Raw genomic sequence first — 26,834 nt, forward strand, 5'->3', positions numbered from 1 at the left:
TGTTTATTTTTGAAGTTATAAGAGATTCATAAACACATTCCATAGTATTTTATGATCGTATTTATGCATAAGAATCTTCAATATTCCTTATTTTTGAGGTCGCAAGATACAATTTTAATATAATCTTGCACAAAACATTAACGTAGTTTTCATCTGTTTATTTTTATTGTTTTTTAATTCCCAGGTGTAATCCTCGTCCATTATGTTTTTAGTTAAATTTTATTTTTTCAGTTATTTTCATTTTACAAAAATTGTATGCGAGTAGACAAGTATTTATGGAGTATTAGATATTACAAAACAAGAACATTAGCTACTACTGCTTGTAAAAAAGGACATGTACGTGTAAACAATGATGTTGTAAAACCTAGTAGAGTGGTTTATCCTTTAGATATTATTGAATTAAGAAAGGATCAAATCAATTACAAACTTAAAGTTAATGATATTCCTGAAAGCAGAATTGGTGCAAAATTAGTCGATATTTATAGAACGGATATTACTCCTAAAGAACAGTTTGAAGCCAGAGAACTTTTAAAATATTCTAAAGATTATTATAGAAAAAAAGGTGTTGGTAGACCTACTAAAAAAGATAGAAGGGATATCGATGATTTTACAGATGAAGCATCCATAACGGAAATTTAATCCTATTGAAAATAATTTTTACGGGTGTTAAATCTGACTTTTGAAAAAAAAATAAGATCCCCAGATAAAAATGAGTAATTTTATACTTTAATTTTACAAATAACTATTATGACTGTTGAGAATAATGTAATACTTAATCATAACGAGATTAATCATAAAATAAGACGAATTGCATTTCAAATATATGAAAGCAATGTAAATGAAAAGGAAGTTATTTTAGCGGGTATAGATAAAAACGGTTATATATTTGCTAAAAAATTAAAAACTGTACTTCAAAAAATATCAGATATTAGTCCTATACTCTGTAAAGTTAGTATTGATAAAAAGAGCCCTTGGTTAGAGATTAAAACCTCTATGTCTTCTAATGACTATAAAAACAAATCAATTGTCCTTGTTGATGATGTTTTAAATTCTGGAACGACATTAATTTACGGTGTCAAACATTTTTTAAATGTCCCCCTAAAACAATTTAAAACTGCCGTATTAGTAAATAGAAACCATAAAAAATACCCTGTTAAAGCAGATTTTAAAGGCATTTCTCTATCTACGTCTTTACATGAACATATTAATGTTATTTTAGAGGGAAAAACATTTGAAGCCGTTTTAGAATAACAAAGAAAAGATTTCTTTTACGATATCCTTTTTAGTTTTACCATCTGTAGTTATCTTAATTTCTGCGTTATTATAAAACTGTACACGCTCAAACAAGTGTTTACCTATAAACTCTGTTAATTCTTCTTCAGATTCTATATGAGCAATTAAAGGACGTTTACTTTTCTTCTTTATAAGTTTACTTACCAGTGTAGGTATTGAAGCTTTTAAATATATACTCTTGACGTTATTCGCATTTAATATCAAATCCATATTATCACCATAACAAGGCGTACCTCCTCCAACTGATAATATTATATTATTATCTCCTTTTAATAATTCTTTTAAATAAAACGCTTCTTGCTTTCTAAAATAGATCTCTCCTTTTGTTTTAAAAACCTCACTAACAGATGCATTTTCTTTCTTTTCAATAAAATCATCTAAATCGAGGAAATCATAATTCGCTTTTTTAGCTAATTTCTTTCCCAAAGTCGACTTTCCTGAAGCCATATATCCAATTAAAATAATTTTCATTTTGCGTTATATATTGATTATTAAAAATATACGTTTTAGTGATGCAAAAAAACAAAAAAATCTTTAAAAAAAACATTGTTTAATTAATAAAACATTTTATATTTGCACCCGCTAACAGCAACATATGTTAGTTATTGAAATTAATGACCTGGTAGCTCAGTTGGTAGAGCATCTCCCTTTTAAGGAGAGGGTCCTGGGTTCGAGCCCCAGCCCGGTCACTAAAAAAGTCTGAAAATAATATATTTTCAGACTTTTTAATTTAAAATACTTTTAGCCCTCACACAAATCTTGCCTCTCTTAATTACACAATAAAACTTTATTCTTAATATTTTAAATTATCTAAGAGTATCTCTGACTTCATTTCATCTATTCAATCTCTCCACCTTCTTATTTAACTTGATTTTAAATATTAAAAGAAAATCAATCATAATATGTAGGTAATTAATATAAAAACAATATGTAAGTAAAATTTATCACCTGAAATAACAAGGAAATGGATTACGTTTTATAAATTTGAAATGTCATTTAAAACCTTAAATATGAGTAACCGAGTTAACAGAATAGAAGAAGAAAAAAGTAAATCCACTACTACTAGTAGTTCTCAAAAAAATAATAACCAATCTTCTTTTCAGTTTACCAACAATCTACCAAAAGCTATACAAATGCAAAAACTTCAGGAGACGGCAGACAATAGCTCAAAAGTAAAGCAACTAAAGGCTACACAAGAAATGACAAGCAACGCACCTCAAACACAACGTTTATTACAAGCACAGGAGCGTACACAAAAACATACCATTCAAAAAAAGAGCAACAATACAGGCTTACCCGATACACTTAAATCTAACATAGAAAACCTTTCTGGCTATACTATGGATGATGTAAAGGTACATTACAACTCCGATAAGCCTACTCAATTAAAAGCTCATGCCTATGCTCAAGGAACAGATATTCACTTAGGATCTGGTCAAGAAAAGCATTTAGCCCACGAAGCTTGGCATGTGGTACAACAAAAACAAGGACGTGTACAACCCACCACGCAAATGAAAAGCAAAGTGAACGTGAATGATGATGCTGGTTTAGAAAAAGAAGCCGATATAATGGGAGAAAAAGCTTTACAAATGCAAACAACAAACACAAGCTCTAACCTTAAAATGAAATCCTTAATTTCATCTCACCACTCCCCTGTGCAAGGTAAATTTGTAAAAAGTGAAGAGGATCCTACTCCTGTTGTTGAAGCTGTTGGACAGTTACAATCATATCTCCAGCGTACTTTGAAAAAATGGGTACCTTTAGCTTTAGCAAAAAATATTCTTGAATCCAATGTAATTTACTATCAAGATGAAGACTTAGAACCAGAAGGCATATTAACAAAAATAATTAATGATGAAGATGCACGCCGAAAAAAAATAAAAGAAGAAGACCTAGATTGGAATGACGATAGTGACAAAGACCTTATGGGATTAGAATCTAAAAGGTTCACAGGTAGATCTGGTAAATTAGGTACACATGAAAGCCCTATAGATTTAACAACATACCAAAAGGATAAAGGAGGAGAACACAGGAAAATACGCTTTGAAGAGGCTGAAGGAATTCAAGCTATTGGTTATAGAGCAGAAACTAGAACTCCTAAACAAATTAAAGAAGCTAACGGCTTTAATGCCTTTGACCCTATGACTGGCGGAGAATCTAAACGACTCGTTAGAGAAATGTATGGTGTAACCTCTGATATTACTCCAAACGGTGTAAGCCGAGCTTGGATTAGCAAACAACCTTCTGTACCCAGACCTCGTTTAAGCTCTTTAGGATTTTATCCTGATGCACAAGGGTTTGCTTCACAACGCTGGGTTTACAAAGTAAGAATGCCTTCTTCTATGCGACATGTAATCCCTACCGAAGAAATGGTAGGAGGAAATGTAAAAGTTAAAGGGTATAGTTCTTCTGATTCTTTATTAATAATGGATAACCCTAATTTGAGTCAAGCTAGATATATTGCACTATTAGAAAAAGATCTAGACGAAATACACTTTCTAACCCCAATACCGCTTAATTGGATCGTAGGCTTTAAATTTAATAGTACCGGCCGTAAATGGTATCCTTTAGATGAATATCCACAAAACGATACCAATGTATCCCCAAGCGATTATAGTGAAGATGATTTAGATACTGATGAGCAACTTCTTCCTGACCAATCTGAAAAACGAGTTGTTAAAAATATAGAAAAAACCCATATTGAAAAAGGTGTAGGTGGTGTTGGAATTGGAACTTTAGTTATAAAAAATTCCGATAAAAGCGAATGGAAAATTGTTTATATGGAAGATGACAATGTAGTTGTAGAAAATAGTAATGACGCTCAAGAACTATGGAAACTAAGTAAAAAAGATGATCTTTGGAAGAAGAAAAACACATAACCTTAATAATATAAATAATTACTTCTAGTTAATATTTATAAAATACACTAAACATCTTAGCTCTTTTATAATTTGTGTTGTTTTCTAGCAATCGGTATCATCAACCAACCTAAAAAGTAAAAGAATTATCATTAATCAACTACTTTATGAATTAAAACTAATTTTTAAAAAAATAATTAGCCTAAAACATAGAAAATCAGCAGGATAAAAAACCACAATTCATTTAACTTAAACTTGAGTGTTTTTTTTATTGTTTAATTAATAAAACATGTTATATTTGCACCCGCTAACAGCAACATATGTTAGTTATTGAAATAATGACCTGGTAGCTCAGTTGGTAGAGCATCTCCCTTTTAAGGAGAGGGTCCTGGGTTCGAGCCCCAGCCCGGTCACTAAAAAGTCTGAAAATAATATATTTTCAGACTTTTTTTATTTAATTTTCTTTTCAATACCTCAAGTTCGAATCAAGCATTATTAGATCAATACCAATTGTTTTGTTTATGAAATATTCTGTTCTGGTTAATCTATAGAGGAAGGAATTTAGAAGAAGTTAAAATCCTCGCTGCTTAAAATAATATAGTGGAAGCATTCCTCCTTTTTTAAACTCTTATAACTATAATAATGGAATTCATTATTAATAAGCTTTATTATACGCTTTAAAACAATATTCTTTTAACTCATTAAAATCTAACTCAGCTTCATATTTTTCAAAAAAAAAAGACTGTCTTCTCAGACAGCCTCTTTCAACCAATTAATTAAATTTTAATTAATAATCTTTGAAAATTCTCGATCTTCAGTTTTAACGACAACTTTATATGTGTTCTTTTCTATGCCTAATAATTTATAGGTTTTTTGAATGTGCTTAGTATCTTTAATTTCATCTGAATGAATTAGCTCATAATTTGTTAAAAAAGCAGAGTTTTCAAGATAAATATCAACACTTAAAGGTTCTTTGTTTAATGCTAGTTTAATAACAAAAACTAAATCATCTTTAACTTTTATAAGAGGCTTAAAGATTGTTTTTTCTAAACTCTTATCAAACATAACATTACCAGAACTAACAATAAATGGTACAGTATTAATTTCTAAGTCTTTATCAAGTTCGAATATATAAGAACCATCTGGAAGTGATGTTAAATCAAATCCATTAGTGTAAACACCAACTTGTTTTACAGCTTCTTTATATAATATGATACCGTGATTATCTTTAATAGATATTAGGTTTCCTAGCTTTGCATTTGTTAAAGTAATAGAAGTTCTTTCAGAATCATTCTTAATTGTATAGAATGGAACTTCTTTAGCGAAACTTAACATGGTAGTAAACATTATTACCATTAAGATTCCTTTTTTTGTGTGTTTAAATACGTTTTTCATGATTTGGTTTTTATAACGTTTAACACTACAAATATATAACAGGACTCAAATCATTAAAACATTGATATTAATATATTTATATGCTATTTTATCTGTTATCTTAATGTTAAATCAATATAGAATAACAAGGAGGTAATTAAGCATATTTATTAAGAAAAAACTACAAATTCATTTTTATAAATCTTGCATTCCAAAGTATAATTATACATTTTTAATTATTTATTAATACGTCTAAGTTTCTAAAATTTTAAATTAAAAAGTATTATTCAAGTTTAGCAAAAACATCACAAAAAGAAACAAATCAAAAATAGTTTTCATCATTTTAAAAGCTGCACTTATATATTGAATAAAAAGGAAGAAAAGTAATACCATAAAAAACCCCTGAAACTTATACTGTTTCAGGGCTAATAATTTTCGGACTCATATTTGATTCTAAAAGAATAAGCTATTTTTTTATAATCTCAACAAAATACAACTCATTTGGCTCTAAAGTTGGGTTAACGCTTACAGGAATCCCTTTTAACAGGTCTTTACAAATAATTCCTCCACTTCCATTTAATGCAATTGTTAAAGTCGCATTAGATTTCCCTACATTAACTATAGACAAAACCTTATTACCAACCTCGTTTTTAACAGCTCTCCAAATGCACCCTTTGGTTCCTATTGAGTTTACCTCAGAAACCGTTACTTCTGGCATTAAATTTTTATCTTTTAAAATAGTTAAAGCCTTTGTTTTTATTTCTAAAACTGAATTTAGTTTTATTAAAGTGTCATGATCTCCTTTTAAACTCGGTAATTCATCTCCATATTCATTTTTCACTAAGCTCTTATCATCTATAATTACAATTCCTCCTTTATTTATATATGCTTGAATAGATTCTAATTCTGCTTTCGTAACAAACGGTGTATCATAAATTAAAACCACATTCCAATTTTCGTTATCTTGTTTTCTTAAAATATCTTTTGTTACAAAACCTAAAGACGTTCCTTCAAAATTTAACGCTTCATAAAGTTTAAAAAGATCATCCATATGTGTCTTCTTATTTATTGCAGATGTTTTAGAATAAAAAAGACGTAACGGTTTTCGCTGTCTTTGCATAGACATAATCTCTTCTGAATACGCATTTAAATCTATAAGCGTTGTGGCAACTTCATTAGTTACTCTAGGTTGCTGATTATTAGATCCTGCATAGCCTTTCCCTCCTCTACCTGTAGCTGCACCATTCGATTTTCTTGGCCAAAACCATATTTGACTAGCTGTCATACCATAACTATGTGCTAACCAAAATGTTGCTCTTGCATAGTTTGGGTCTAAATATAAATCTCTAGATCTTACAGTTGATAAGTAATGTAATTCTGAATTAAAATTAATCTTATTAGGACTCACAGATTTCATAAAATCATACCCCATACATAACTCTCTCCATTCAAAAGCGTAATACTTTTGCCATTCATGTGCTTTTCCCCAAATAAGCTTATGGGTTGCTCCAGAATCATTACCTATAATACCACTTAAATCTGTTAAAGCTTCTAAATCTATACCGTGAACTCTTTTATTTTCCGTCCATAAATTGGGCATGATTTTTAAATGCACTTTAGCTTCTGAATCATGTTTAGTCACTTCATCCTTTAAAAAAGTATACCATTCTGTTACTCTATCCATATTGAATGCAGACCAGTCATACCATTTTGGAGATCCTTTTAAACTAATATCTATAGGCATACTTACAGAAACCTCATCAAAACTATTAAAGCTGGTTTTCCATAGTCTATTTAATTCAGATATTCTACTGTGTTTAAGTTTTAGCCAAGTTTTAAATTTCTCAATAGTATATTGAGATGCTGGACCAGATGCCCATGGTAATTTTTTCTTTTTTAAATCTGTATAGGTAAAAAAATGTGGTTCATTACACAACATATACCCCAGTTGGGTATATTTTTCTCCTGCCATTTTTGGAACTAACCCTCCTAATAATTTCTTTTGTATTTCTCTAGCTCCTGGATGATCTATATCGTAAACTGTATAAGTATCTTCACGCATGCTAAATTCTTTTCCATATTTGGATCTCGCCCATTTTGGTATTGTTTTATGATTTAAAAAAACAAATCCTATAGATGGGTTCGATTTATCTTCTATTTTTTTTAGTATTCTAGAATTAATTGTTCCGTCTTCTTTAACTACATACGATGGAGTTACAAAAAATCCATCTAAATTACCATGATACTCATTAAGTTCTTTTGTTCCCGGTTTCCATGTATAGTCTGCTAAAAAAACAGGACGATTTTTAAAGGTTAATTGATCGCCTTCTAACGTTACTTTAGTCCAGTCTACTTTAGGGCTTGGTTTTCTAAATGCTTTTTTAGCTATTAATAATTCCAAAAAAGCAGTAGCATCATCCAGCATTACAATCACATCTTTTCTTTCAAAATCAGCTAATTCTTCTGCTTTTTTTTGACCTTCTTTTTTATATGCATGGATCATTTTAAAGGTTTTAGTGTTTTCCTCTACATGTTTTTCATCCCAATTAGCATATTTTAAAAATATTTCGGCAGTCCTTACAGTTGTTTTTTCTTTTAAAACATCAATTCCTTTTTTTTCTGCGGTTTTAATTAGCGTTTCAAGTTTTTTAATTTTTTGTTGTGCTTGTTTTTCTAAAGTCTGCGCATATACAGAAATTGATAATAGCCAAACCAAAAGGAAACCTAAAAATTTTGATATAATTGATTTACGTGTTCTCATTAAATATATTATTCTGTTATATATGGTTTATTACTTTTAAGCCCTGGTTCTTTATATTTTTCTAATTGTTTAAAGAGCTCTATTTGCAGTGTTTTTACAATGGATGCATAAGCTTTATGGTTATAGAAATTGATTAATTCGTCTGGATCTTTTTCTAAGTCAAATAAATAAGGTTTCTCTCTTTTATCGATAACCAATTTATAGCGATCATTTACAGCAGTAACCCACCAACCTCCAGACTTAGCGTAATATGTTATTCTATCTGAAGTTATTTCTTTTTTCTTATTTATAAAATCTTTTGACGTGTCTAAACCATGAAACTTAGTATTAGTCTCTACGCCCATTAAACCTAAAATTGTAGGGGTAAAATCTACATTTGTATATGCTGTGTTTATTACTTTACCTGCTTTTATTTTTTTAGGATAACGAATTACAAAAGGAATTCTTGCTGAAGCTTCATAGGGTACACCTTTATTTCTTCTGTTGTGCTCAAAAAACATATCACCGTGATCTGATGTAAAAACAACGATAGTGTTGTCTGATAAATTATTTTCTTCTAAAAATTTAAGAATACGTCCTACACTATCATCTACATGCTTTACCATTCCAAAATATTGCTGTAAAGCTACCTTATCAAACTCTTTTCCTTCATTTTTATCTTCTTTTTTACCTTTTGCCCATTTAGGTTTTATAGCTGTAAATTCATCTGCCATTGTTTTTGGTGCTTGTACATCCATATGATTATACATTGTATTATAAGGTGGACGTGCATGGTCTGGAGTATGCGGGTCTGGTATAGAAAGCATTAAACAAAATGGCTTGTTTTTATCACGTTCAAGAATTTCAAGAGACTTATCTGTAAAATAATCTGTTAGATGCGTAATTTCATTTTCGGGTAGTCTTGCTGCTTGTTTATCGCCAATACCTTGTATTCCGTTTGAGGTAATATGAAAATAAGGCGCATGTCCACCTGTCATCATATATTTATTATCTGTAAATCCAGCATTATCCTGTACATTAAACTTATATTTTGAGTGTCCTGCTAAATGCCATTTACCAACATAAGAAGTTGCATAACCTTGGTTCTTTAAAATTTTAGCAAAAGTAACAACATCCTTATTTAGGTGAAGTCCGTTTTTTGGAGCTCCTGTAGCTTGAGGGTATAGTCCTGTTACTAAAGAAGCGCGTGATGGTGTACATACAGGAGATGAAGCATAGTAGCTTGTACAAATAGCGCCTTCGTTTGCTAATTTATCAATATAGGGTGTCGTTGTATTATTCCCTTTTCCCCAAACAAAAGCTTGCTCTTCTGGTAATAATTTTTGATAACAACTTAATGTTCTAAAATTATGCTCATCGGTATGTACTATTATTAAATTTGGTTTGGTTTGGGCTAAACTTGATAATGTTATTAAACATGTTGCTAAGTGTATTAACTTCATTTTTTATTTTTTAATTAAAACATGTGTTATACCAGTTTTCACAAGAATTCCTATGATAGCTAGTATTGCTATGACTAACAGAATCTCTTAAAGTTTAATGCAATATTAAAATTATAAAGTAATACTTTTCATCTAAAAGGGGTTTATTTTTTTAATGTTGCAGCTATTTCTGTATTGGTTGTTTTCAACCCGCTAGACTTTGCATGTAAAACAATTTTACCTTCTTCTCCTTTTTTAGACCTAATAACAACTAAAGCTAGTCCATTAAACACTTTTCGTTTTGTTGCTTGAAAAGATTCATGGTTTGTGGGATCTCCATTTCCTATGGCGATAATTTCTCCTGGCCCAGAGACACTATATTCAACTATATTATGTGTTCTAGGTACAGTTAATCCGTTCTTATCGATAATTTTTACTGTAACAAAAGAAAGGTCTTGTCCATTTGCAGTAATACGCGTTCTATCTGGAGATAGCTTAATATGGCTTGCTTTTTTTGTAGTTTTTATTTCGCTTTTAGCCCAAACTTTCTCGTTTTTATAGGCTACTACTTTTAATGTTCCTGGTTTATAGACAACCTCATTCCAACGTAAACGGTATTTATATTTTTCTTTCTTTTTTCTGCCTAAGGATTTTCCATTTAAAAATAATTCGGCCTCATCCCCAGATGTATATACAAAAACAGGCGTAACTTTACCTATGCGTTCTTCCCAATTCCAATGTGGTAAAATATGTGCCATTGGGAAATTAGGACGCCAATGTGCTTGATATAGATAGAAACGATCTTTAGGAAATCCACACAAATCTACAATACCAAAATAAGAACTCCTTGGTGGTATGTTTTTTCCCAACTTTTTTAAAGCTTCTTTCATACGCGTTTTTTCAGCTGGATCTGTAAAATTAAGTAGGTTAGTTTTATCTTTGTTATATGGTGTTGGTTCTCCTATATAATCAAATCCTGTCCAAACAAACTCTCCAAAAACATAAGGGTTCTTTTCTTGAGCTTCAAATTCTAAATCTGCACGATATGCCCAATTAGGTGCTGAGAAATCGTAGCTGCTCACTTGAAAATAGCCACCTGAACCTTCTTTTTTATTTTCTGAAACAGGAAAGAAATATTCCCCTCTTGAACTTACTGTAGATGCTGTTTCACTCCCATAAATGGGTAAGTTTGGGTTTGCTTTATGTACCTCTGCGTATAAATGCGGTTTATAGTTTAAACCAAATACATCTGCTGTTTTTTCGAAACCATTTGTTGTGGCTTCTGGTCTACTGTTTCCAAATGTTGTTGGGCGTGTATTGTCTTCAGAACGAATTATATCTGCTAACATAACTGCCATAGGCGCATCTTGAGCATCTCTTAATTCTATCATTTCGTTACCTGTACTCCACATGATAACAGAGGGATGGTTACGGTCTCGTTTTACCATGGCTCTTAAATCTTTTTCATGCCATGCTCCAAATAATGATGCATAGTCATTTTTGACTTTCTTTTTTTGCCAAACATCAAAAGCTTCTACTTGAACAAGCATCCCCATTTTATCACACAGATCAAGAAATTCTGGTGCTGGTGGGTTGTGAGCTGTTCGTATGGCATTGGTTCCAAATGATTTTAGAATTTCTATTTGGCGCTCCATAGCTCGTACATTTACAGCCGTTCCTAATGGTCCTAAATCATGATGCTGACAAACTCCATTTAAATGTACTTTTTTACCATTTAATAAAAAGCCACTATTTGCAGTAAATTCTATAGTTCTAATTCCAAATGTAGATGAATAGGTATCTAGAACCTTACCTTTTTTTATCAAAGTTGTCTTTACTTCATAAAGATTAGGAGCATCTAAATCCCATAATTTCGGTGAATTGATTATAATATCACAGTCTTGCTTAAATGCTGTTTTTTGCGCTTCTACTTTTGTTGGGTTAGCCCCTTTAGTGTAAATTTCATGAAGAATTTCAAGATTACTTATTTCTTCATTTATATCTGTTTTAATATGAACTGTTGCTTGTTCTTTATTAACCTTTGGTGTTGTTACGAAGACACCCCAATGCGTAATATGTATTGGATTGGTTTTCACTAGACGTACATTTCTATAAATTCCCCCTCCTGGATACCAACGGGAAGATTCTGCTTTGTTATTTAATCGAACAGCAATTGTATTTTCTTCTCCTACTTTTAAGTGGTGTGTTAATTCTAATCTAAATGATGCATAACCATAAGGCCACTCTCCTACGTATCCTCCATTTAACCATACTTTAGTACCAGACATTGCCCCATCAAATTCAATAAAAACTCGTTTACCTTTGTCTTCTTGAGGTGATTTATATGTTTTTCGATACCACCCAATTCCTGCCCAAGGTAATTTTCCTGTTTGATTAGGCAAATTGGCACGAAAAGGGCCTTCTATTCCCCAATCATGTGGTAAATTTAATAATCTCCAATTTGCGTCATTAAAACCTATTTCGTCTATGTTTTTTGGTTCTTCAAGTGTTGAACCATCTGACATAGATCCAAATCTTGCAAACTTCCAATCATCATTAAAAGATTTTATAATTCTTTCTTGTCCGTAGGTATTAAAATTACATATGACAATAAAACATATAAAAATGAATTTTATAAAACTTAATCTATTTATCATAAATGAATTACGTTGATTTTGTCTATTTAAATTGATCGTATTCTGGATTTACCTTAGCGTTTTTAAATCTTGGACGTTCTTTCCATAAATTATATGTTTCCCTAAGCTGAACAAATTGTTCTGGTTGCTGTCCTTGATCGTTAGTTTCTTTTATCCACTGTTCTAAATACTGCCTGTGTTTTTCTAACTCTTTTGCATAATTTAAATCTTTAGCTAGATTATTTATTTGATGTGGGTCTTTATCTAAATCATATAACTCTTCAACTGGTCTAACACCAAACCAATGTGCTTCTTGGTATGCTGTTAATTTACCATCTTTTCGTGCTTTTTTTAAATCTTTTACAATAGGTCTGTTATCTCTATATCCAGCTTGAAGCATTGGTCTTTCGGGGAAATAGTTCTTTATATATCTATACTTTTTTGATGCTACGGTACGTATTTTATCAATTGTAAAATCACATCGATCTCTGGCTCCAACAATATATTCTTCTTCTCTATACTTTTTTTCAAACAAATTTTGTCCATCTAAATATTTAGGTGTTTCTGCTTTTCCTAAAGCCAAAGTTGTCGCAGATACATCTAATAAAGATACTAAATCGTTTCTAACAGTTCCAGATTTTAGGTTTGGATGATTTCCATTTATAATTAGTGGCACTAACATCCCGCCTTCGTAACAAAATTGCTTATGTCTTAAGGATGTTGGACTTCCATGATCTGAGAAGAAAAATATAATGGTGTTTTCTAATTCTCCATCAGCTTCCAATTGTTTTAAAAGTTGCTCTACCCTCACATCCGATCCTCTATTTGCATTATAATGTCCTGTCCAAGCAGCTCTCTGTGATGGTATGTTTGGAAAGTAAGGTGGTAATGCGACATCATTAATAGCTAATTTTTCGCCTGCACGTACATATTTGGCATCTTTTTTACCTCCCATAATTTGCATTTGTCCAAACCATGGTTGGTTTTTATCTTTACGGGCATTCCAATTATCTACAGTAAAAGATAAATAATCTTTAGCTTTATTACCTTGCCATCCATTCATTCCCGGCTTATAATTATCTTCTGTTCCTACACTATACATAGCTGTACGGTCGTAATGAAAGTTATAATCGTCTTTTCCACTGTTAAATGTAAAATAACCAGCATCTCGCATTAACTCTGGTATTGTTTTTACACCATGAGGTAATTTTATACGTAAACTATCTGGCACAATAACGCCATCTGTTGTTCTGCTAGATCTATGGTGATGTGTTCCTGTTGTTGTTTGCATTACTCCTGTAATTAATGCCGAACGACTTGCCGAACATACTGGTGCTGTGGCGTAGGCTCTTTTGAAAAGTACGCCCTCTTTTGCTAACTTATCTATTACTGGCGTGCTGTTTTTATTTATACTATCCCCATAACACCCCATAAAAGGGGATAAATCTTCTGCAATAATCCATAGGATATTGGGCTTTTTATTTTGATCTTCTTTAGGTTTTGTTTGTGCTTTTTGACAATTTGCAATTGTTACAAAAAGTAATATAAAGCTAAGGCTTCTTATTTGGTTTTTCATTAAAATTATTTTTTTTGTAATGCCATCAATTTTTCTCCAAAGGTAATCCCTAAACGCTTTTGCCCTTCGGTGTTGTAATGCACATTATCTGTATGTTTGGGGTAATCATTCCAAGTTCTATCTGTTGTTGTTTTTATAACATCTACAAAATTATCTGCATTTGCTACATCTACATAGGCCTTTCTTACCATATCTGGCCCTTCTGGAAAATTACCATATTTTGAATTTATTTGCCCTACAACAACAGGCATTTTTTTAACTTTAAATGCTTTGCGATAACTTTCTATTAATGTTTTAAGGTTTTCCTTATAACTTCTTGCACTTATTTCTCTTGATGCATCATTTTCTCCTTGCATCCACGCTAAACCTATAATTTTATAGGACTTTCCTTGGTCTTTTAATTTTGATAGTTCTTTGCGAATTTGATTTATATGTTTTTCATATAATTTCATATTTTGCTTCTTTTCTCCTTTTTCTAGGGTTTTTGCTTTTTTAGCAGACCAATTAGGATTCCAAGCGCCATATAAAGATGTGCCTCCTTGAGACGTTTTAATTAACAAAAACTCTTGTTTTGGATTTTTCTCTGCAAGTATTAAGCCTATGAATAATTCTGGTCCAAAACGTTTTGTGAAGTTATACTTTTCACTAGGTTTATTATCTGAATAAGACAATGGTTTTGCTGGTTTTCGATTAATACTAACCTGTACTCTATTCGATACTTTTGCTATTCTTTCTTTTATAGAATCATCTAAATCATCATAATTACCTCCGCCTGCCATATTAGATTGACCTGCCAATAATACGACTTGTACTGTATTTTTTTTTATAGTACATGTTTTAAATGATTTTGAATACCCAAAACAAATAGTTACTACTAATACTAAAAGTAATATAGCTAAGTAAGGTGTTATTCTTTTCATAGGTTTAAATACTATAATTTAACTCTTTTTTATATGAAGTTAATTTTATCGAAAAAACTCAAACTATATCATTAATAAGATAGTCCTTTGTTATTTCTAACCTTTAATGTCTTTTTTGATTTTTTATCTGTTCTTATAAAAGTCTTCACATTACCTTCATAAACATTATTAATAATTTCAACATTTTCGCAATTAATTAGATCAAACATGTGCGCATCTGGAAATTGTGGTTCTTCTGTTGTTGTTTGTTTAATTATATTACCTTTTATTATTAAACCATCAACTCTATCTGCCCATACAATTCTATTATCAAACGTTTCTATGTTATTGTTTTCGAAAACAATATTTCTATCGTAAGTTATTGTTTGATCAAAAGCTTTCCCTAATCTGGGTGATACTTTTAAAATAGCATGTTCTGAAGATCCTCCATATGCACAGTGTACAAATCGATTATTACGGATAATTACATCTTCGACATTGCCTGATTCAAACCAATAGAAGGTCTCCCCTCTTAACATTACAGAAGACATCATAGATGACAAATCATTATCTTCTATAATAATTTTCTTTGGGGTTTTTATAATAATATTTCTTGCTCTATGATCTCTTATTTTACAGCCTTTCATAGTAAAATTAGGATTCCATGTTTTGTTTTCAACAATATCTCCTTCTTTTAAATCTGCTGGTATTTCATTGGTAAATGTTAAATCTATATACCTATCATTAACAACTTTTACAGAAGCTACTGTATTTATTTCTGCTCTCTTAGGATTTGGTACTTTAACAAACCATACCTCATCTCCTACTCCTACAAATTCAAACCCTAATTGCTGAAAATGCATTAATCTTACTCTTATACTTTTCTTATTTAAAATCTTATTGACCTCAACATAGGTACCATGTACATTAGTACCATCGTCAAGCATACCTTCAAAACGACAATTTTCAATTAAAATATCACCTTTACAATTTGCAAAATGTGTCGCATCTGCTATTATAGATATAGCTCTATCCGAGCCTTCTTTAATATAAATACCTGAGTTTAAAATTTTAATATTTTCGGTTCTTTCAAATAAAAACCCCATCCCCAGAGCATGATGTATCGTTACATTATCAAAAACAACGTTTTTAGATGATAAAACCTGAAATGCTGGTGCATACCTATTACTTTCTTTATCTCCTTTTGAATGTATTACAGTTCCTATAGTTGGGTAACTTTTCATATTATCTCCATAAATACGTAAAATTCCATGAGGTCTTTTTTCGACTTTGTTAGCTCGCAAACTCATATCTAAAGCTCCATAAGCAACCTGCTTAGTATCTTTGTCGAAAGTTAATGTACTACCCAATGACGAAAATTTAAACCCATCTATATTAGGGAATACTATTTGTCCTTTCTTTAACTCCCATGAAAACCCTTCTCTATAAGGCTTTATTTCATACCATTTTTCTTTTTCATTAACTGCAGTAACATCTCCTTGAAAGCTAAATGGAATATCCCAATCCATTTTTAGGTTACTTATTTTAAGTCTTTTACAATTATTTATTTGAAAAGGTGCTACTTGGCCATGAAATATAAATTCAGAATTGTTTCCTTCTATTTCAATAGTATCAAAATTTTCTAATAAAAAGACAATACTCTTCTCACCATTGCTATGATTTGTTATATATGAAAATTTATTAATTGCATAATCTGGCAAAAATTTATAGGTTCCTTTTTTAAAAACCAGTTTTATATCTTTTTGCTTAACATTTTCTATAGCATTTCTAACTACAGAGGTCATGTCTTTTTTAGATGGATAAAATTCTATTACTTTTTGAGCTTGAACACTCAAAACATTAAAAAATAGAATTAGGCAGATTAATTTCAGAATATTATTTATCATTTTTAATTTATATCTTCTTTTTATTTTTGTTTTATATTATATATACCGATCCATACTAGTACTTACAACGTATTTGTTTAATTTAAAAAAAGCACGAATCTATTCATATTAAAACAAATAACGGATAACAAAACATAAATTTTGTATTTCTGAATTTACACTATGTCCTTATGCGTAAAATTGTTTTATTATTATAGATTTAAGACCATATCTTATACTAAACATGAAAAAATGGTTTAATAACAATTGTAAATAATTATAAATTGAAGTTTATTTTTGAACAGATTTACTCTTTATCATAATTTGATTGAGCTTTAAATATTTTAAAATATAGCATCGTTTAGTTAATTAATTATAAGAAGTAATTAATTATAAGCTAACTTTTTCTATTTTTGCCTAGCTTAAATTAAAGCGCACGTGGCGGAATTGGTAGACGCGCTGGCTTGAGGGGCCAGTATCCGTTTTAGGATGTGGAAGTTCGAATCTTCTCGTGCGCACAATAATTAAATCCTCAAAATATTTATCTTTAAGAATCTTATACTTTATTTAATCTTAAATCCCCTCAATGATTTAATTTTAGAATAATTGCATACAATATGCATCTCCACCTGTATGGCATAAACATGATATTTTTCTCTTAATTATAAGAGCTTCCCTTTTTACAACAATCACTAAAAAGATTTTATATATTAAGGTCTCATTACTCCTTTTATACTTGTTTAATTAAGCAAAAAATGTATATTTAAGATATTACTTTCAATTAATGTAATACAATATTACCAAAATATAATTAATCAACGTATAGCGAAGTACTTAAATATATAAAAAAGAAAGATTTAAAAATTATTATGAAATATATAAATGATGAAAGCCTATTTTTTGAACAAGGCACTCAAATAAATATTACCAGAGATCTTAATTTTCTACTACAGGATATTCCAAATTCTTTAAGAACGCTTATTGATAATCACACACAAAAACCAAAAGACCCTGAATATTTAGAGCAAATAAAAACAGCTATAAAAGAGTATCCTAAAATAGGTTTTCTTTATAAATTACTTGTTGATGAATATAACGATGATGATGAATTACATGCTAAATACACTATTAGTTATTATGAAAAATTCCCTGATGACTTTTTTGCAAAATTAAACATGGCTCGTGTGTTTTTAACACAAGAAAATTATAATGGCATAACATCTATTTACGGTAAAAACATAAGCGTTTTATATGCATTTCCTGATAGAGAACAATTTCATTATACAGAAATAGCAGACTTTATATATTTTATAATTAGATACAAAATATCGGTAGGAGATATTAAGGGTGCTTTAGAAAACGAAAAAAAATTAGCTGCAATTACTTCTGATAAAGGCTTCCTTGAACATGTTAATGAAATGATTGAATTTTATAAAAACGAATTATTAGAATTAAATAAAATCACAGTACTGCTCTCCTATAATTTTAACGATGTATATCCTGAATTAGGAATTACGCCTGAAGAAATAGAGATTTTAGACGATTTAAGAGATAGGCTGTACGACATCGAATCGCCTTCTCCTAATTTTGTTGTAGAGTTACAAATATTAGTAGATAAATACCCTAAAAACCCATACTTTAAGTTATTTATTGCCGATTATTATACTAAACTTAGTAATCATGAAGCTTTTATTGAGAATATTAATATTTTACTTAAAGCGCATCCTGATTTTTTAATGGCTAAATTAGAAATGGCACAATTGCTACTTACAATAGAAGCTAAAGACAGAAGTGAATTAGAATTAGTGAACGATGCCGTAAGATTACTTGATGATAATTTGGAATTTCAACATATAAAGCCCTACAGGAAATTATACCATATAGAAGATGCTCTTATGTTTTATTTTGTTGTACTTCAAATACATTTAAAATATAATAAACTTGATTTAGCTCATAATTGTTTAAATATAATTAAGCATATTGAAGAAGGCTCAAGAGAACACTTTTTGGGTAGAAAACTTATTGATGATTATAATAGAGGCGTCGTTTTTAATAATTATAACTAATGCTTTTTTAAGGAAGTCCTGCTTCATTTACTTAGCAAAGTAATGAAGCAGAAATTCTTTCTGTTTTACATTATATATTCTAAACTATTAATTAACTCCATTAAAAACGGCAAATATTTATAACAGCATAAAATATAAATCTTTAGTTTTCTTTAGTTAATAAAAAATAGTATTACTTAGAAGCTATGGAAATATGCCAACAGAAACATTCTGGAAAGCACTATGAGACGATAAAGTTTTGTTTGAAATTAGACCCCTTGAATCTGCCTGTCTTAAATAAATACAAGCCTTAAACGATGTTCAAGCTTCTAAAATGATGGTTAATGAACTCATGAACCAACACTAATAGAATTACATGGTGTAAATGTTGAAATACCAGAACCATATATAACTTATTTTAAAGATTGAACAAACACTCCTTTTGGAGCAGGATATCATGCATAGAAAGTAGGTTTTTCTGTAAAAGATGTTATGCCTTATATGAGAAAACCTCTTGTCAATGAGCAAATACACATTTATGGAAAAGCATACTCAGATCAACAAGGATGGGTAGAAGGCACTTTTTGCGAAGCTAAAAAAATGCTACAAGAGTATTTTGGTTTAGTGCGCCCATTATGCTGAGTGAAACATATTATTTAGGCTGGTAACTCCTATTAATTTATCTCTTTTTTCTCTACTAGACAAACTTTTATGTCCTTTTTATTTATTACTAAATAGCACTCACCACTAATTACAAATAATTTACTTAGCTTTTAACTGATTTAAAAAAGTTACATATTGAGAATTATTAGGATATAATTGCACCAACCTTGAAGCCGTGTTAACAGCTTTTTCTATTTGATTTCCTTTATAATAAACAAATGCTAACACATACAATAAACTATCGTTTTGAGGCGCTTGCTTTAATCCCACAAGAGCAGCTTCTTTGGCTTTCTTTAAATCCTTTATTTTATTATACAAAAGACTTAAATTATAGTATAACTTTATATTATCTGGCATATGCTTAATAGCCAAATTCATCTGGATAATGGCCTCTTCATCTCTATTTAGTTCTCCCAATAATAAACTATAAGAATAGTACGTTTGTCCGTATTCTGGTTCTTGCTTAATAATCGTTTTAAATGCCTCTTCAGCTTTAATAAAATCTCCATTTCTATAATACAGATTAGCAAGGTTAACTCTTGCCATATTATTGATATTATCAATTTCTAAAGCACTTTCATAACTTTTAATTGCACTGGCTAAATCCCCTTTCTTTAAATAAAAATCTGCTTTCTTTATTCTACCACCCGCAAAATCTGAAGTAACAGCCAAATTAGTGTTAAACTCTTTTTTAACTTTTCTATAAACATCTTTATACTCTGTAGGTATTTGAATTTCATCTAAAAAAGCTATTGCAAAAAAAGCTTTAACCCTAACTGTTCGCTTCTTATCTTTTAATAATGGTAAAAAATAATTTATATAATCTTTAGAATTAATATTACTTAAAACATCTAAAGTAGCTCCTCTTACCAATGCCGAATCATCATCTAAAAAGCTTAACATTTTATTAATAGCCTCCCTATTTAAATAATTAGCCATTCCTTTAACAGCAGAAGCTCTAGCTATATTTGGATATATAGTATCTCTCGCTAATTCTAATAAAGTATTTAATCCATTTTCTTTACCTATTAAACCTGGCACTAACAATTCCGAAAAATGCTTATAATCAGGTTCTCCATGGTTCTTTTTAAAGTTCTCCCATGCCCACTTATCGTTTTTATCTTTATGGCATCCCACACATGCATTTGGTATTCCGTATTTAATACTTAAATCTGGTCTTGGAATTCTAAAACTATGATCACGCCTAAAATCGTTACCCATATAAAACTTACCAGCCATATGGCAATTAATACATTGAGCCCCTTCTGAATCTTTTTCATGAAAATGATGAGAAGGTGTATTGTATGTTTTAGGTATATGGCATTGCAAACACAAATTATTACCTTCAAACTTAAGTTTTAAAGAATGGGAATCATGGCAATTAATACAAGTAACGTTATTATGATACATTTTGCTCTGTACAAAAGACCCATAAACATAGACTTCATCTAAAATTTGTCCATCTGGATGATACGTCCTTTCATTAATTAACTCTGGAAAATAATGATCCAACATAGTTCCTTCAAAATTAAAACTTTTAGAAATCTGTTCTCTCCTCATGTGACATCTAGCACATTGATCTACTAATTCTTTTGGCTTCGTATTAGCACTCATCTGTAATTCATTTGAAAACTTATAATCCCTACCCAATAATTTTACCTGATCTACATGTTTTTTTCCTGGTCCATGGCAAGCCTCACAACTCACATTAATAATAGCATATTTTGTATCATAACTATGTGAATTAAAATCATAATTTTTTCTAACATTTGTTGAGTGGCAGTCCGAACACATCGTATTCCAATTTAAACCACCTCTAGACCAATGCAACCACTCAGAATGTACGACTTTAAAATTCGGATATAAATCAAACCATTTCTCTTTTTCGGTATCCCAAGCTGTCCTTAAACATTGGTAATGACCATTAGGAAATTTTACAATGTATTGTTGCAATGGTTTAACTCCAAAAACATATTCAATCTTATAATTATGATTTTCACCTTCTGGACCTTCTGTATTCACATAATAATCATTTTCTTTTTTAAAAAAATGAGAAGAGACTCCTTGACTTGAAAATTTTACATTATTAAAATCACCAAGAACACTAGAATCTGAAACCTCTTGCATTGCTTTATCATGGTGAGACCCTTCCCATGTTTTAAACTCTGCTGCATGACATTCTTTACAATTGTTATCTCCTAAAAAATGACTATCTGGTATTACTTTTGTTGAAGTGAATATATTGTTCGTTTTATTAGTAACTGGTAAATACTTTGACTCTTCTTTTTTACAAGAAAAAAAAACCAATACTATAATGATAAATGTAATTTTGTGAAATTTCAATTTTTAAAATGATTTTAGATTTAAAGGGCGGCATAAAAATAGCCGATTTATTATTTATAAAACCTAAGTAAAATCATGTTTTAACAAGAAAAATTTACTTATCCATAAATGTATTTTTGATAGCTTTTAGGAATGTTACAACAAATGTTATACTTTTGTTTAACGAAAATTCATTTTTAATGAACAATATTCAAGTCAACTTTAGTATAAAAGACTTAGAAAACCTTACAGGAATAAAAGCGCATACTATCCGTATTTGGGAAAAACGCTATAATTTACTTAGCCCTAATAGATCGAACACTAATATTAGAAATTATAGCTTAACAAGTTTTCAAAAATTATTAAATATATCTTATTTAAATAATAATGGATTAAAAATATCCAAAATCGCTAAGCTAAAAGAAGAAGAAATTCCTATTAAAGTTAAAGAAATGGCTTCTAAATCTAAAATTGAAGATCATGCCATTAATGCTTTAAAAATGGCTATGATTAATTTTGATCAAGTTCTATTCTATTCTACTTATAATAACCTACTTGATAATAAAACATTTAGCGAAATTTTTTACTCGGTGTTCTTGCCTCTTTTAAATGAAATTGGTCTCTTATGGCAAACTAACACCATTACTCCTGCTCATGAGCATTTTTTATCGATTCATATAAAGCAAAAAATACTCCTAAATATAGAAAAATTACAACAATTAGAACCAAAACCTTCATCTAAAACTTTTGTTCTTTTTTTACCTGAAAACGAGATTCATGATATAGGATTACTCTTTATAAATTACCAATTGCGCAGTAAAGGTTATCACACTATTTTCTTAGGAGAAAGTGTCCCAATGGAAAGTCTTTCAGATTTACTTGAATTTTTTGATGAAATTATTTTTATATCCTTTTTTACTGTTTACCCTCTAGAAAAAGACATACCAGATTACATAAGTAAATTCAATAAGTTACTTTTAAACAAAGAAAATACAGAACTCATATTATTAGGTAGAAAGCTTTTAGAGGTTAAACTTAGTAATATTCCTAAGAAAATTAGTACATTTAATTCCATTAAAAACTTAGTTAAACAGTTATAAAACATTTTTATTTTGTTTAACTTTTACATATATTTGTTAAACAATATGAAATCAATCATAAATATAATAGGGTCTGGGTTTTCTTCATTAGCAGCTTCTTGCTATTTAGCTAAAGCTGGATATGATGTTACAATTTTTGAAAAAAACGAAACTATAGGTGGTCGTGCTAGGCAATTAGTAAAAAATGGGTTTACTTTCGATATTGGTCCAACATGGTATTGGATGCCCGATGTATTTGAACGTTTTTTTTCAGACTTTGATAAAAAACCTTCAGATTATTATAATTTAGAAAAACTAAATCCTGCCTATAGTGTTTATTTTGGAAAAAACGATTTTATTACTATTGAAGATACTTTTGAAAAAATTAAACTTGCTTTTGAAAAAGAAGAAACTGGAAGTTCTAAAAAGCTTAATAAATTCATTAAAAAGGCTAAAGACAACTATAATATAGCTATAAAAGATTTGGTTTATAACCCAGGAGTATCCCCTTTAGAGTTAATTACTCCTGCCACTATAAAAAAAATCAATCAGTTTTTTAGCACTATTAAAAAGGATGTTAGAAAAGAGTTTAAAAACGACAGATTAGTTAAAATTCTTGAATTTCCCGTATTATTTTTAGGAGCTAAGCCGAGTGATACACCTTCATTTTATAATTTTATGAATTATGCCGATTTTGGCCTAGGTACATTTCACCCTAAAAAAGGGATGTATCAAGTTATTTTAGCTATGGAGTGTCTTGCTAAAGAACTTGGAGTCCATATAAAAACCGAAGCTAATATTGAAAAAATTATAGTAGAAAACGGTAAAGCAAAAGGACTTGTATCTAATGGTAAAGATTATAAATGTGATATTATAGTAAGCGGTGCAGATTATCATCATACCGAAACACTATTGGAAAAACCATATAGACAATACTCTGAAACCTATTGGACAAAGAAAACCTTTGCTCCTTCCTCACTCCTATTTTATGTTGGTTTTGATAAAAAGTTGAAAAATGTAAACCATCATACTCTATTTTTTGATGTAGATTTCGATCTGCATGCAGAAGCTATTTACGACCAACCAAAATGGCCAGAAAATCCATTATTCTATGCTAGTTTCCCTAGTAAAACGGACAATAATTCTGCTCCAGAAGGTAAAGAGGCTGGAATATTTTTAATTCCATTAGCACCAGGTTTAAAAGATACTACAGAATTAAGAACTATGTATTTTAAAAAAATAATCTCACGTTTTGAAAACTTAACATCTCAAAATGTTAAAAAACATATTATCTTTAAAGAAAGTTTTTGTGTTAATGATTTTATAAAAGATTATAATTCATACAAAGGAAATGCTTATGGCATGGCTAATACCTTAATGCAAACAGCTTTTTTAAGACCTAAATTAAAAAGTAAACTTGTAAAAAATTTGTTCTTTACAGGGCAACTTACAGTTCCTGGTCCTGGAGTTCCACCTTCCTTAATATCGGGAAAATTAGTAGCAAACTTAATAACTAAGCACCATAAGGTACTTGTATAACATAACAAACGATAACTAATGAAGTCTTTATTTGATACCGTCTCTTACAATTGCAGTAAACTTGTAACAAAATCATATAGCACTTCTTTTTCATTAGCTACCAAAATGCTCTATAAGACCATACGGAATGACATTTATAATATCTATGGCTTTGTTCGATTTGCAGATGAAATAGTAGATTCTTTTCATAATTATAATAAAGAAAAACTATTTAATAAATTTTCTGATGATTTAGAATTAGCCTTAAAAGGTAAAATTAGCCTAAACCCAATATTAAACTCATTTCAATATACATTTCACAAATACGACATTGATAAATCTTTGGTAGATGCTTTCATGAAAAGTATGCGCTTAGATTTACATAAAACAGATTATCTAACAACTGAAGAATATAACGATTACATATATGGATCTGCAGATGTGGTCGGCCTCATGTGCTTAAAGGTTTTTGTTAGAGGAAACAAAAAAAAATACGGCGAACTTAAAGATACAGCAATGGCTTTAGGTTCTGCATTCCAGAAAGTAAACTTTTTAAGAGATTTAAAAGCAGATCACGACGTTTTAAACAGAACATATTTCCCAAATACGGATTTAAACAATTTAGATGAATTATCAAAACAAGATATTATCAGTGATATTGAAAAAGATTTCGAAAAAGGATTAAGTGGCATTAAAAAATTACCTATTGAAGCTAAATTTGGAGTTTTTATGGCATATAGATATTACAAACAATTACTAAAAAAACTAAAAAGAACACCAGCTTTAAAAATAAAAGACTCTAGAGTTCGCGTTTCTAACCCAAAAAAAATAGAACTATTAATGCGTAGTTATGTAAAATATCAATTAAATTTAATCTAAATTTTAAGCGATGTATATTTTCCTTTGGATATTAATATTTTTATCGACTTTCCTTTTTATGGAATTTATGGCGTGGTTTACACATAAATACGTCATGCATGGCTTTTTATGGAGCCTACATAAAGACCACCATAAAAAAGATCATGATAGTTGGTTTGAGCGCAATGATGTCTTTTTTATTTTCTATGCAGTGGTAAGTATTGTTTTTTTCTTATTATGGAAATACACTAGTTTTTGGGCTGGATTGCCTTTAGGTCTGGGTATTTTTGCATATGGTTTATCTTATTTTTTGGTTCATGATATTTTTATTCATCAGCGCTTTAAACTTTTCAGAAATACTAATAATTGGTATGCAAAAGGTGTTAGACGCGCTCATAAAATGCATCATAAGCATTTAGGTAAAAAAGATGGGGAATGCTTTGGAATGCTCTTTGTTCCTTTTAAATATTTTAGGAAATAACTTAATATATGACAAATAATTTCCATTTCGATTATATAATCATAGGAAATGGTTTAGCTGGTCTACAGCTAGCTTTAAAAATGGTTTCAGACTCTTTTTTTAAAGATAAAAATATAGCTTTAATTGATCCTTTAGAAAAAAATACCAATGATAAAACCTGGAGTTTTTGGGAAAAAGAACCTTCCAAATGGAATCATATCTCCTATAAATCTTGGAAAAGCGCAACGGTACATACTTCTAAAAAAACAATTCATTTACAGCTAGCTCCCTACACTTATAAAACAATTAGAAGTATCGATTTTTATACTAATGCTAAAACGGAGTTACTTAAATATAATAATATTTCTTTCATTAAAGACACTGTTATATCTATTCCTGAAGCAGATGGTGTAACTGTAGAAACTACAAAAAATATTTATACTGCTTTACATGTTTTTGATAGTAGATTACCTGAAAAATTCTTAAAAAAAACTACAAATCACATAACACTCATTCAACACTTTAAAGGCTATATTATTAAAACTGAAACCGAAAGTTTTAATGAAAATAATTTCACTATGATGGATTATCGACTTAAAGATGGTGAGCAAACTACATTTACATATGTTTTACCATTTTCTAAAAATGAGGCTCTAATTGAATTTACTTATTTCACAGAAGACCTTGTAAATGATAAGGTTTACGATGACTATATAAAAAGATACATTAAGGATTATTTAAAAATCAACAAATACTCTATTCTTGAAATCGAAAAAGGTCAAATACCTATGACCAATTTCCCTTTTGACACATTTAATACAAAGCACATTACTAAAATAGGTGCTGGAGGTGGTTGGGTGAAAGCCTCTACAGGGTATTCCTTTAAGCATACCGAAAAAAAAGTAACTAAAATTATTGATAACCTTAAAGTAAATAAAATACCTTCAAGTAACTTATTTAATAATAAGTACAAGTTTTATGATACCGTTTTTTTAAAAGTTTTGAAAGATGAAAATCATAAAGGTGAATGGATTTTTCAGCAATTTTATGATAAAAATACCATACAAACTATGTTTAAATTTCTAGATGAAGACTCTAACTTTTTTGAAGAACTTAAAATTATGCGTTCATTATTTTCTTGGAGTTTTATTAAAGCCTTTTTTAAAACGCTTTAAACGGATACAT

General features: G+C 29.8%; 19 protein-coding genes and 3 tRNA genes. 13 read left to right on the plus strand and 9 right to left on the minus strand.

Annotated elements, in window-relative coordinates:
• Positions 1-255 precede the first annotated feature (255 nt).
• Positions 256-639, plus strand: coding sequence for an RNA-binding S4 domain-containing protein (locus A8C32_RS16455; protein ID WP_069831492.1), 384 nt, complete (start codon positions 256-258; stop codon positions 637-639).
• Between the two features lie 108 nt (positions 640-747).
• Positions 748-1,251, plus strand: coding sequence for a phosphoribosyltransferase domain-containing protein (locus tag A8C32_RS16460; protein WP_069831493.1), 504 nt, complete (start codon positions 748-750; stop codon positions 1,249-1,251).
• Here the strand turns inward: A8C32_RS16460 and A8C32_RS16465 are convergent.
• Complete coding sequence (locus tag A8C32_RS16465) at positions 1,243-1,764, minus strand: shikimate kinase (RefSeq protein ID WP_069831494.1); 522 nt, start codon at positions 1,762-1,764, stop codon at positions 1,243-1,245. The genes A8C32_RS16460 and A8C32_RS16465 overlap by 9 nt on opposite strands.
• A 145-nt stretch (positions 1,765-1,909) precedes the next feature.
• Here A8C32_RS16465 and A8C32_RS16470 point away from each other — a divergent pair.
• From A8C32_RS16470 to A8C32_RS16480, 3 genes are all read left to right on the plus strand, one after another.
• A tRNA-Lys gene (locus A8C32_RS16470) sits at positions 1,910-1,982 on the plus strand.
• A gap of 321 nt (positions 1,983-2,303) precedes the next feature.
• Positions 2,304-4,172 carry an eCIS core domain-containing protein gene (locus tag A8C32_RS20055; RefSeq protein ID WP_083253398.1) on the plus strand — a complete coding sequence of 623 codons (1,869 nt, stop codon included), beginning with the start codon at positions 2,304-2,306 and terminating at the stop codon, positions 4,170-4,172.
• 319 nt (positions 4,173-4,491) lie between these two features.
• Positions 4,492-4,564: transfer RNA gene (locus A8C32_RS16480), tRNA-Lys, on the plus strand.
• A gap of 370 nt (positions 4,565-4,934) precedes the next feature.
• On the opposite strand, the gene A8C32_RS16485 is transcribed toward A8C32_RS16480, so the two are convergent.
• From A8C32_RS16485 to A8C32_RS16515, 7 genes are all read right to left on the minus strand, one after another.
• Complete coding sequence (locus A8C32_RS16485; protein WP_069831495.1) at positions 4,935-5,546, minus strand: hypothetical protein; 612 nt, start codon at positions 5,544-5,546, stop codon at positions 4,935-4,937.
• Positions 5,547-5,991: 445 nt separating this feature from the next.
• On the minus strand, positions 5,992-8,286 hold the full coding sequence (locus tag A8C32_RS16490) for an alpha-amylase family protein (RefSeq protein ID WP_069831496.1): 2,295 nt from the start codon (positions 8,284-8,286) through the stop codon (positions 5,992-5,994).
• 8 nt (positions 8,287-8,294) lie between these two features.
• Complete coding sequence (locus A8C32_RS16495; protein WP_069831497.1) at positions 8,295-9,728, minus strand: sulfatase family protein; 1,434 nt, start codon at positions 9,726-9,728, stop codon at positions 8,295-8,297.
• Positions 9,729-9,871: 143 nt separating this feature from the next.
• Positions 9,872-12,364, minus strand: coding sequence for a beta-galactosidase GalB (gene galB / locus A8C32_RS16500; RefSeq protein ID WP_069831498.1), 2,493 nt, complete (start codon positions 12,362-12,364; stop codon positions 9,872-9,874).
• A 22-nt stretch (positions 12,365-12,386) separates the two neighbouring features.
• Positions 12,387-13,919: a sulfatase family protein gene (locus tag A8C32_RS16505; protein ID WP_069831499.1), complete on the minus strand. Its 1,533-nt coding sequence runs from the start codon at positions 13,917-13,919 to the stop codon at positions 12,387-12,389.
• Between the two features lie 5 nt (positions 13,920-13,924).
• Positions 13,925-14,839: a sialate O-acetylesterase gene (locus tag A8C32_RS16510; protein ID WP_069831500.1), complete on the minus strand. Its 915-nt coding sequence runs from the start codon at positions 14,837-14,839 to the stop codon at positions 13,925-13,927.
• A 71-nt stretch (positions 14,840-14,910) separates the two neighbouring features.
• Positions 14,911-16,725: an alpha-1,3-galactosidase-related protein gene (locus tag A8C32_RS16515; protein ID WP_069831501.1), complete on the minus strand. Its 1,815-nt coding sequence runs from the start codon at positions 16,723-16,725 to the stop codon at positions 14,911-14,913.
• Between the two features lie 411 nt (positions 16,726-17,136).
• Here A8C32_RS16515 and A8C32_RS16520 point away from each other — a divergent pair.
• From A8C32_RS16520 to A8C32_RS20970, 3 genes are all read left to right on the plus strand, one after another.
• Positions 17,137-17,222, plus strand: a tRNA-Leu gene (locus A8C32_RS16520).
• 351 nt (positions 17,223-17,573) lie between these two features.
• Positions 17,574-18,770, plus strand: coding sequence for a hypothetical protein (locus A8C32_RS16525; RefSeq protein WP_069831502.1), 1,197 nt, complete (start codon positions 17,574-17,576; stop codon positions 18,768-18,770).
• 480 nt (positions 18,771-19,250) lie between these two features.
• Positions 19,251-19,391 (plus strand): hypothetical protein, encoded by a 141-nt coding sequence (locus A8C32_RS20970; RefSeq protein ID WP_205635409.1) that lies wholly within the window; start codon positions 19,251-19,253, stop codon positions 19,389-19,391.
• Positions 19,392-19,511: 120 nt separating this feature from the next.
• Here A8C32_RS20970 and A8C32_RS16530 read toward each other — a convergent pair whose 3' ends face one another.
• A complete protein-coding gene (locus tag A8C32_RS16530) occupies positions 19,512-21,755 on the minus strand; it encodes a tetratricopeptide repeat protein (protein ID WP_069831503.1) in 2,244 nt (747 codons plus the stop codon).
• Positions 21,756-21,934: 179 nt separating this feature from the next.
• On the opposite strand from A8C32_RS16530, the gene A8C32_RS16535 reads away from it, so the two are divergent.
• Genes A8C32_RS16535 through A8C32_RS16555 form a run of 5 tightly spaced genes read left to right on the plus strand, consistent with a single transcriptional unit; the run spans position 21,935 to position 26,824 of the window.
• Complete coding sequence (locus A8C32_RS16535; protein ID WP_069831504.1) at positions 21,935-22,834, plus strand: MerR family transcriptional regulator; 900 nt, start codon at positions 21,935-21,937, stop codon at positions 22,832-22,834.
• Positions 22,835-22,879: 45 nt separating this feature from the next.
• Positions 22,880-24,352, plus strand: a complete 1,473-nt coding sequence (locus A8C32_RS16540) for a phytoene desaturase family protein (RefSeq protein ID WP_069831505.1) — start codon at positions 22,880-22,882, stop codon at positions 24,350-24,352.
• A gap of 18 nt (positions 24,353-24,370) precedes the next feature.
• Complete coding sequence (locus tag A8C32_RS16545; protein WP_069831506.1) at positions 24,371-25,210, plus strand: phytoene/squalene synthase family protein; 840 nt, start codon at positions 24,371-24,373, stop codon at positions 25,208-25,210.
• A gap of 10 nt (positions 25,211-25,220) precedes the next feature.
• Positions 25,221-25,670: a sterol desaturase family protein gene (locus A8C32_RS16550; RefSeq protein ID WP_069831507.1), complete on the plus strand. Its 450-nt coding sequence runs from the start codon at positions 25,221-25,223 to the stop codon at positions 25,668-25,670.
• Between the two features lie 8 nt (positions 25,671-25,678).
• Positions 25,679-26,824: a lycopene cyclase family protein gene (locus A8C32_RS16555; protein ID WP_069831508.1), complete on the plus strand. Its 1,146-nt coding sequence runs from the start codon at positions 25,679-25,681 to the stop codon at positions 26,822-26,824.
• Positions 26,825-26,834 lie beyond the last annotated feature (10 nt).

Origin of the sequence: Flavivirga aquatica (assembly GCF_001747085.1) — a bacterium.
GTDB lineage: Bacteria > Bacteroidota > Bacteroidia > Flavobacteriales > Flavobacteriaceae > Algibacter_C > Algibacter_C aquatica.

Coding starts and splice junctions, on each gene's coding strand:
- A8C32_RS16455 (WP_069831492.1), top strand. CDS start 256: ATGCGAGTAGACAAGTATTTATGGAGTATTAGATATTACAAAACAAGA.
- A8C32_RS16460 (WP_069831493.1), top strand. CDS start 748: ATGACTGTTGAGAATAATGTAATACTTAATCATAACGAGATTAATCAT.
- A8C32_RS16465 (WP_069831494.1), bottom strand. CDS start 1,764: ATGAAAATTATTTTAATTGGATATATGGCTTCAGGAAAGTCGACTTTG.
- A8C32_RS20055 (WP_083253398.1), top strand. CDS start 2,304: ATGAGTAACCGAGTTAACAGAATAGAAGAAGAAAAAAGTAAATCCACT.
- A8C32_RS16485 (WP_069831495.1), bottom strand. CDS start 5,546: ATGAAAAACGTATTTAAACACACAAAAAAAGGAATCTTAATGGTAATA.
- A8C32_RS16490 (WP_069831496.1), bottom strand. CDS start 8,286: ATGAGAACACGTAAATCAATTATATCAAAATTTTTAGGTTTCCTTTTG.
- A8C32_RS16495 (WP_069831497.1), bottom strand. CDS start 9,728: ATGAAGTTAATACACTTAGCAACATGTTTAATAACATTATCAAGTTTA.
- galB (WP_069831498.1), bottom strand. CDS start 12,364: ATGATAAATAGATTAAGTTTTATAAAATTCATTTTTATATGTTTTATT.
- A8C32_RS16505 (WP_069831499.1), bottom strand. CDS start 13,919: ATGAAAAACCAAATAAGAAGCCTTAGCTTTATATTACTTTTTGTAACA.
- A8C32_RS16510 (WP_069831500.1), bottom strand. CDS start 14,839: ATGAAAAGAATAACACCTTACTTAGCTATATTACTTTTAGTATTAGTA.
- A8C32_RS16515 (WP_069831501.1), bottom strand. CDS start 16,725: ATGATAAATAATATTCTGAAATTAATCTGCCTAATTCTATTTTTTAAT.
- A8C32_RS16525 (WP_069831502.1), top strand. CDS start 17,574: ATGAAATATATAAATGATGAAAGCCTATTTTTTGAACAAGGCACTCAA.
- A8C32_RS20970 (WP_205635409.1), top strand. CDS start 19,251: ATGAGAAAACCTCTTGTCAATGAGCAAATACACATTTATGGAAAAGCA.
- A8C32_RS16535 (WP_069831504.1), top strand. CDS start 21,935: ATGAACAATATTCAAGTCAACTTTAGTATAAAAGACTTAGAAAACCTT.
- A8C32_RS16540 (WP_069831505.1), top strand. CDS start 22,880: ATGAAATCAATCATAAATATAATAGGGTCTGGGTTTTCTTCATTAGCA.
- A8C32_RS16545 (WP_069831506.1), top strand. CDS start 24,371: ATGAAGTCTTTATTTGATACCGTCTCTTACAATTGCAGTAAACTTGTA.
- A8C32_RS16550 (WP_069831507.1), top strand. CDS start 25,221: ATGTATATTTTCCTTTGGATATTAATATTTTTATCGACTTTCCTTTTT.
- A8C32_RS16555 (WP_069831508.1), top strand. CDS start 25,679: ATGACAAATAATTTCCATTTCGATTATATAATCATAGGAAATGGTTTA.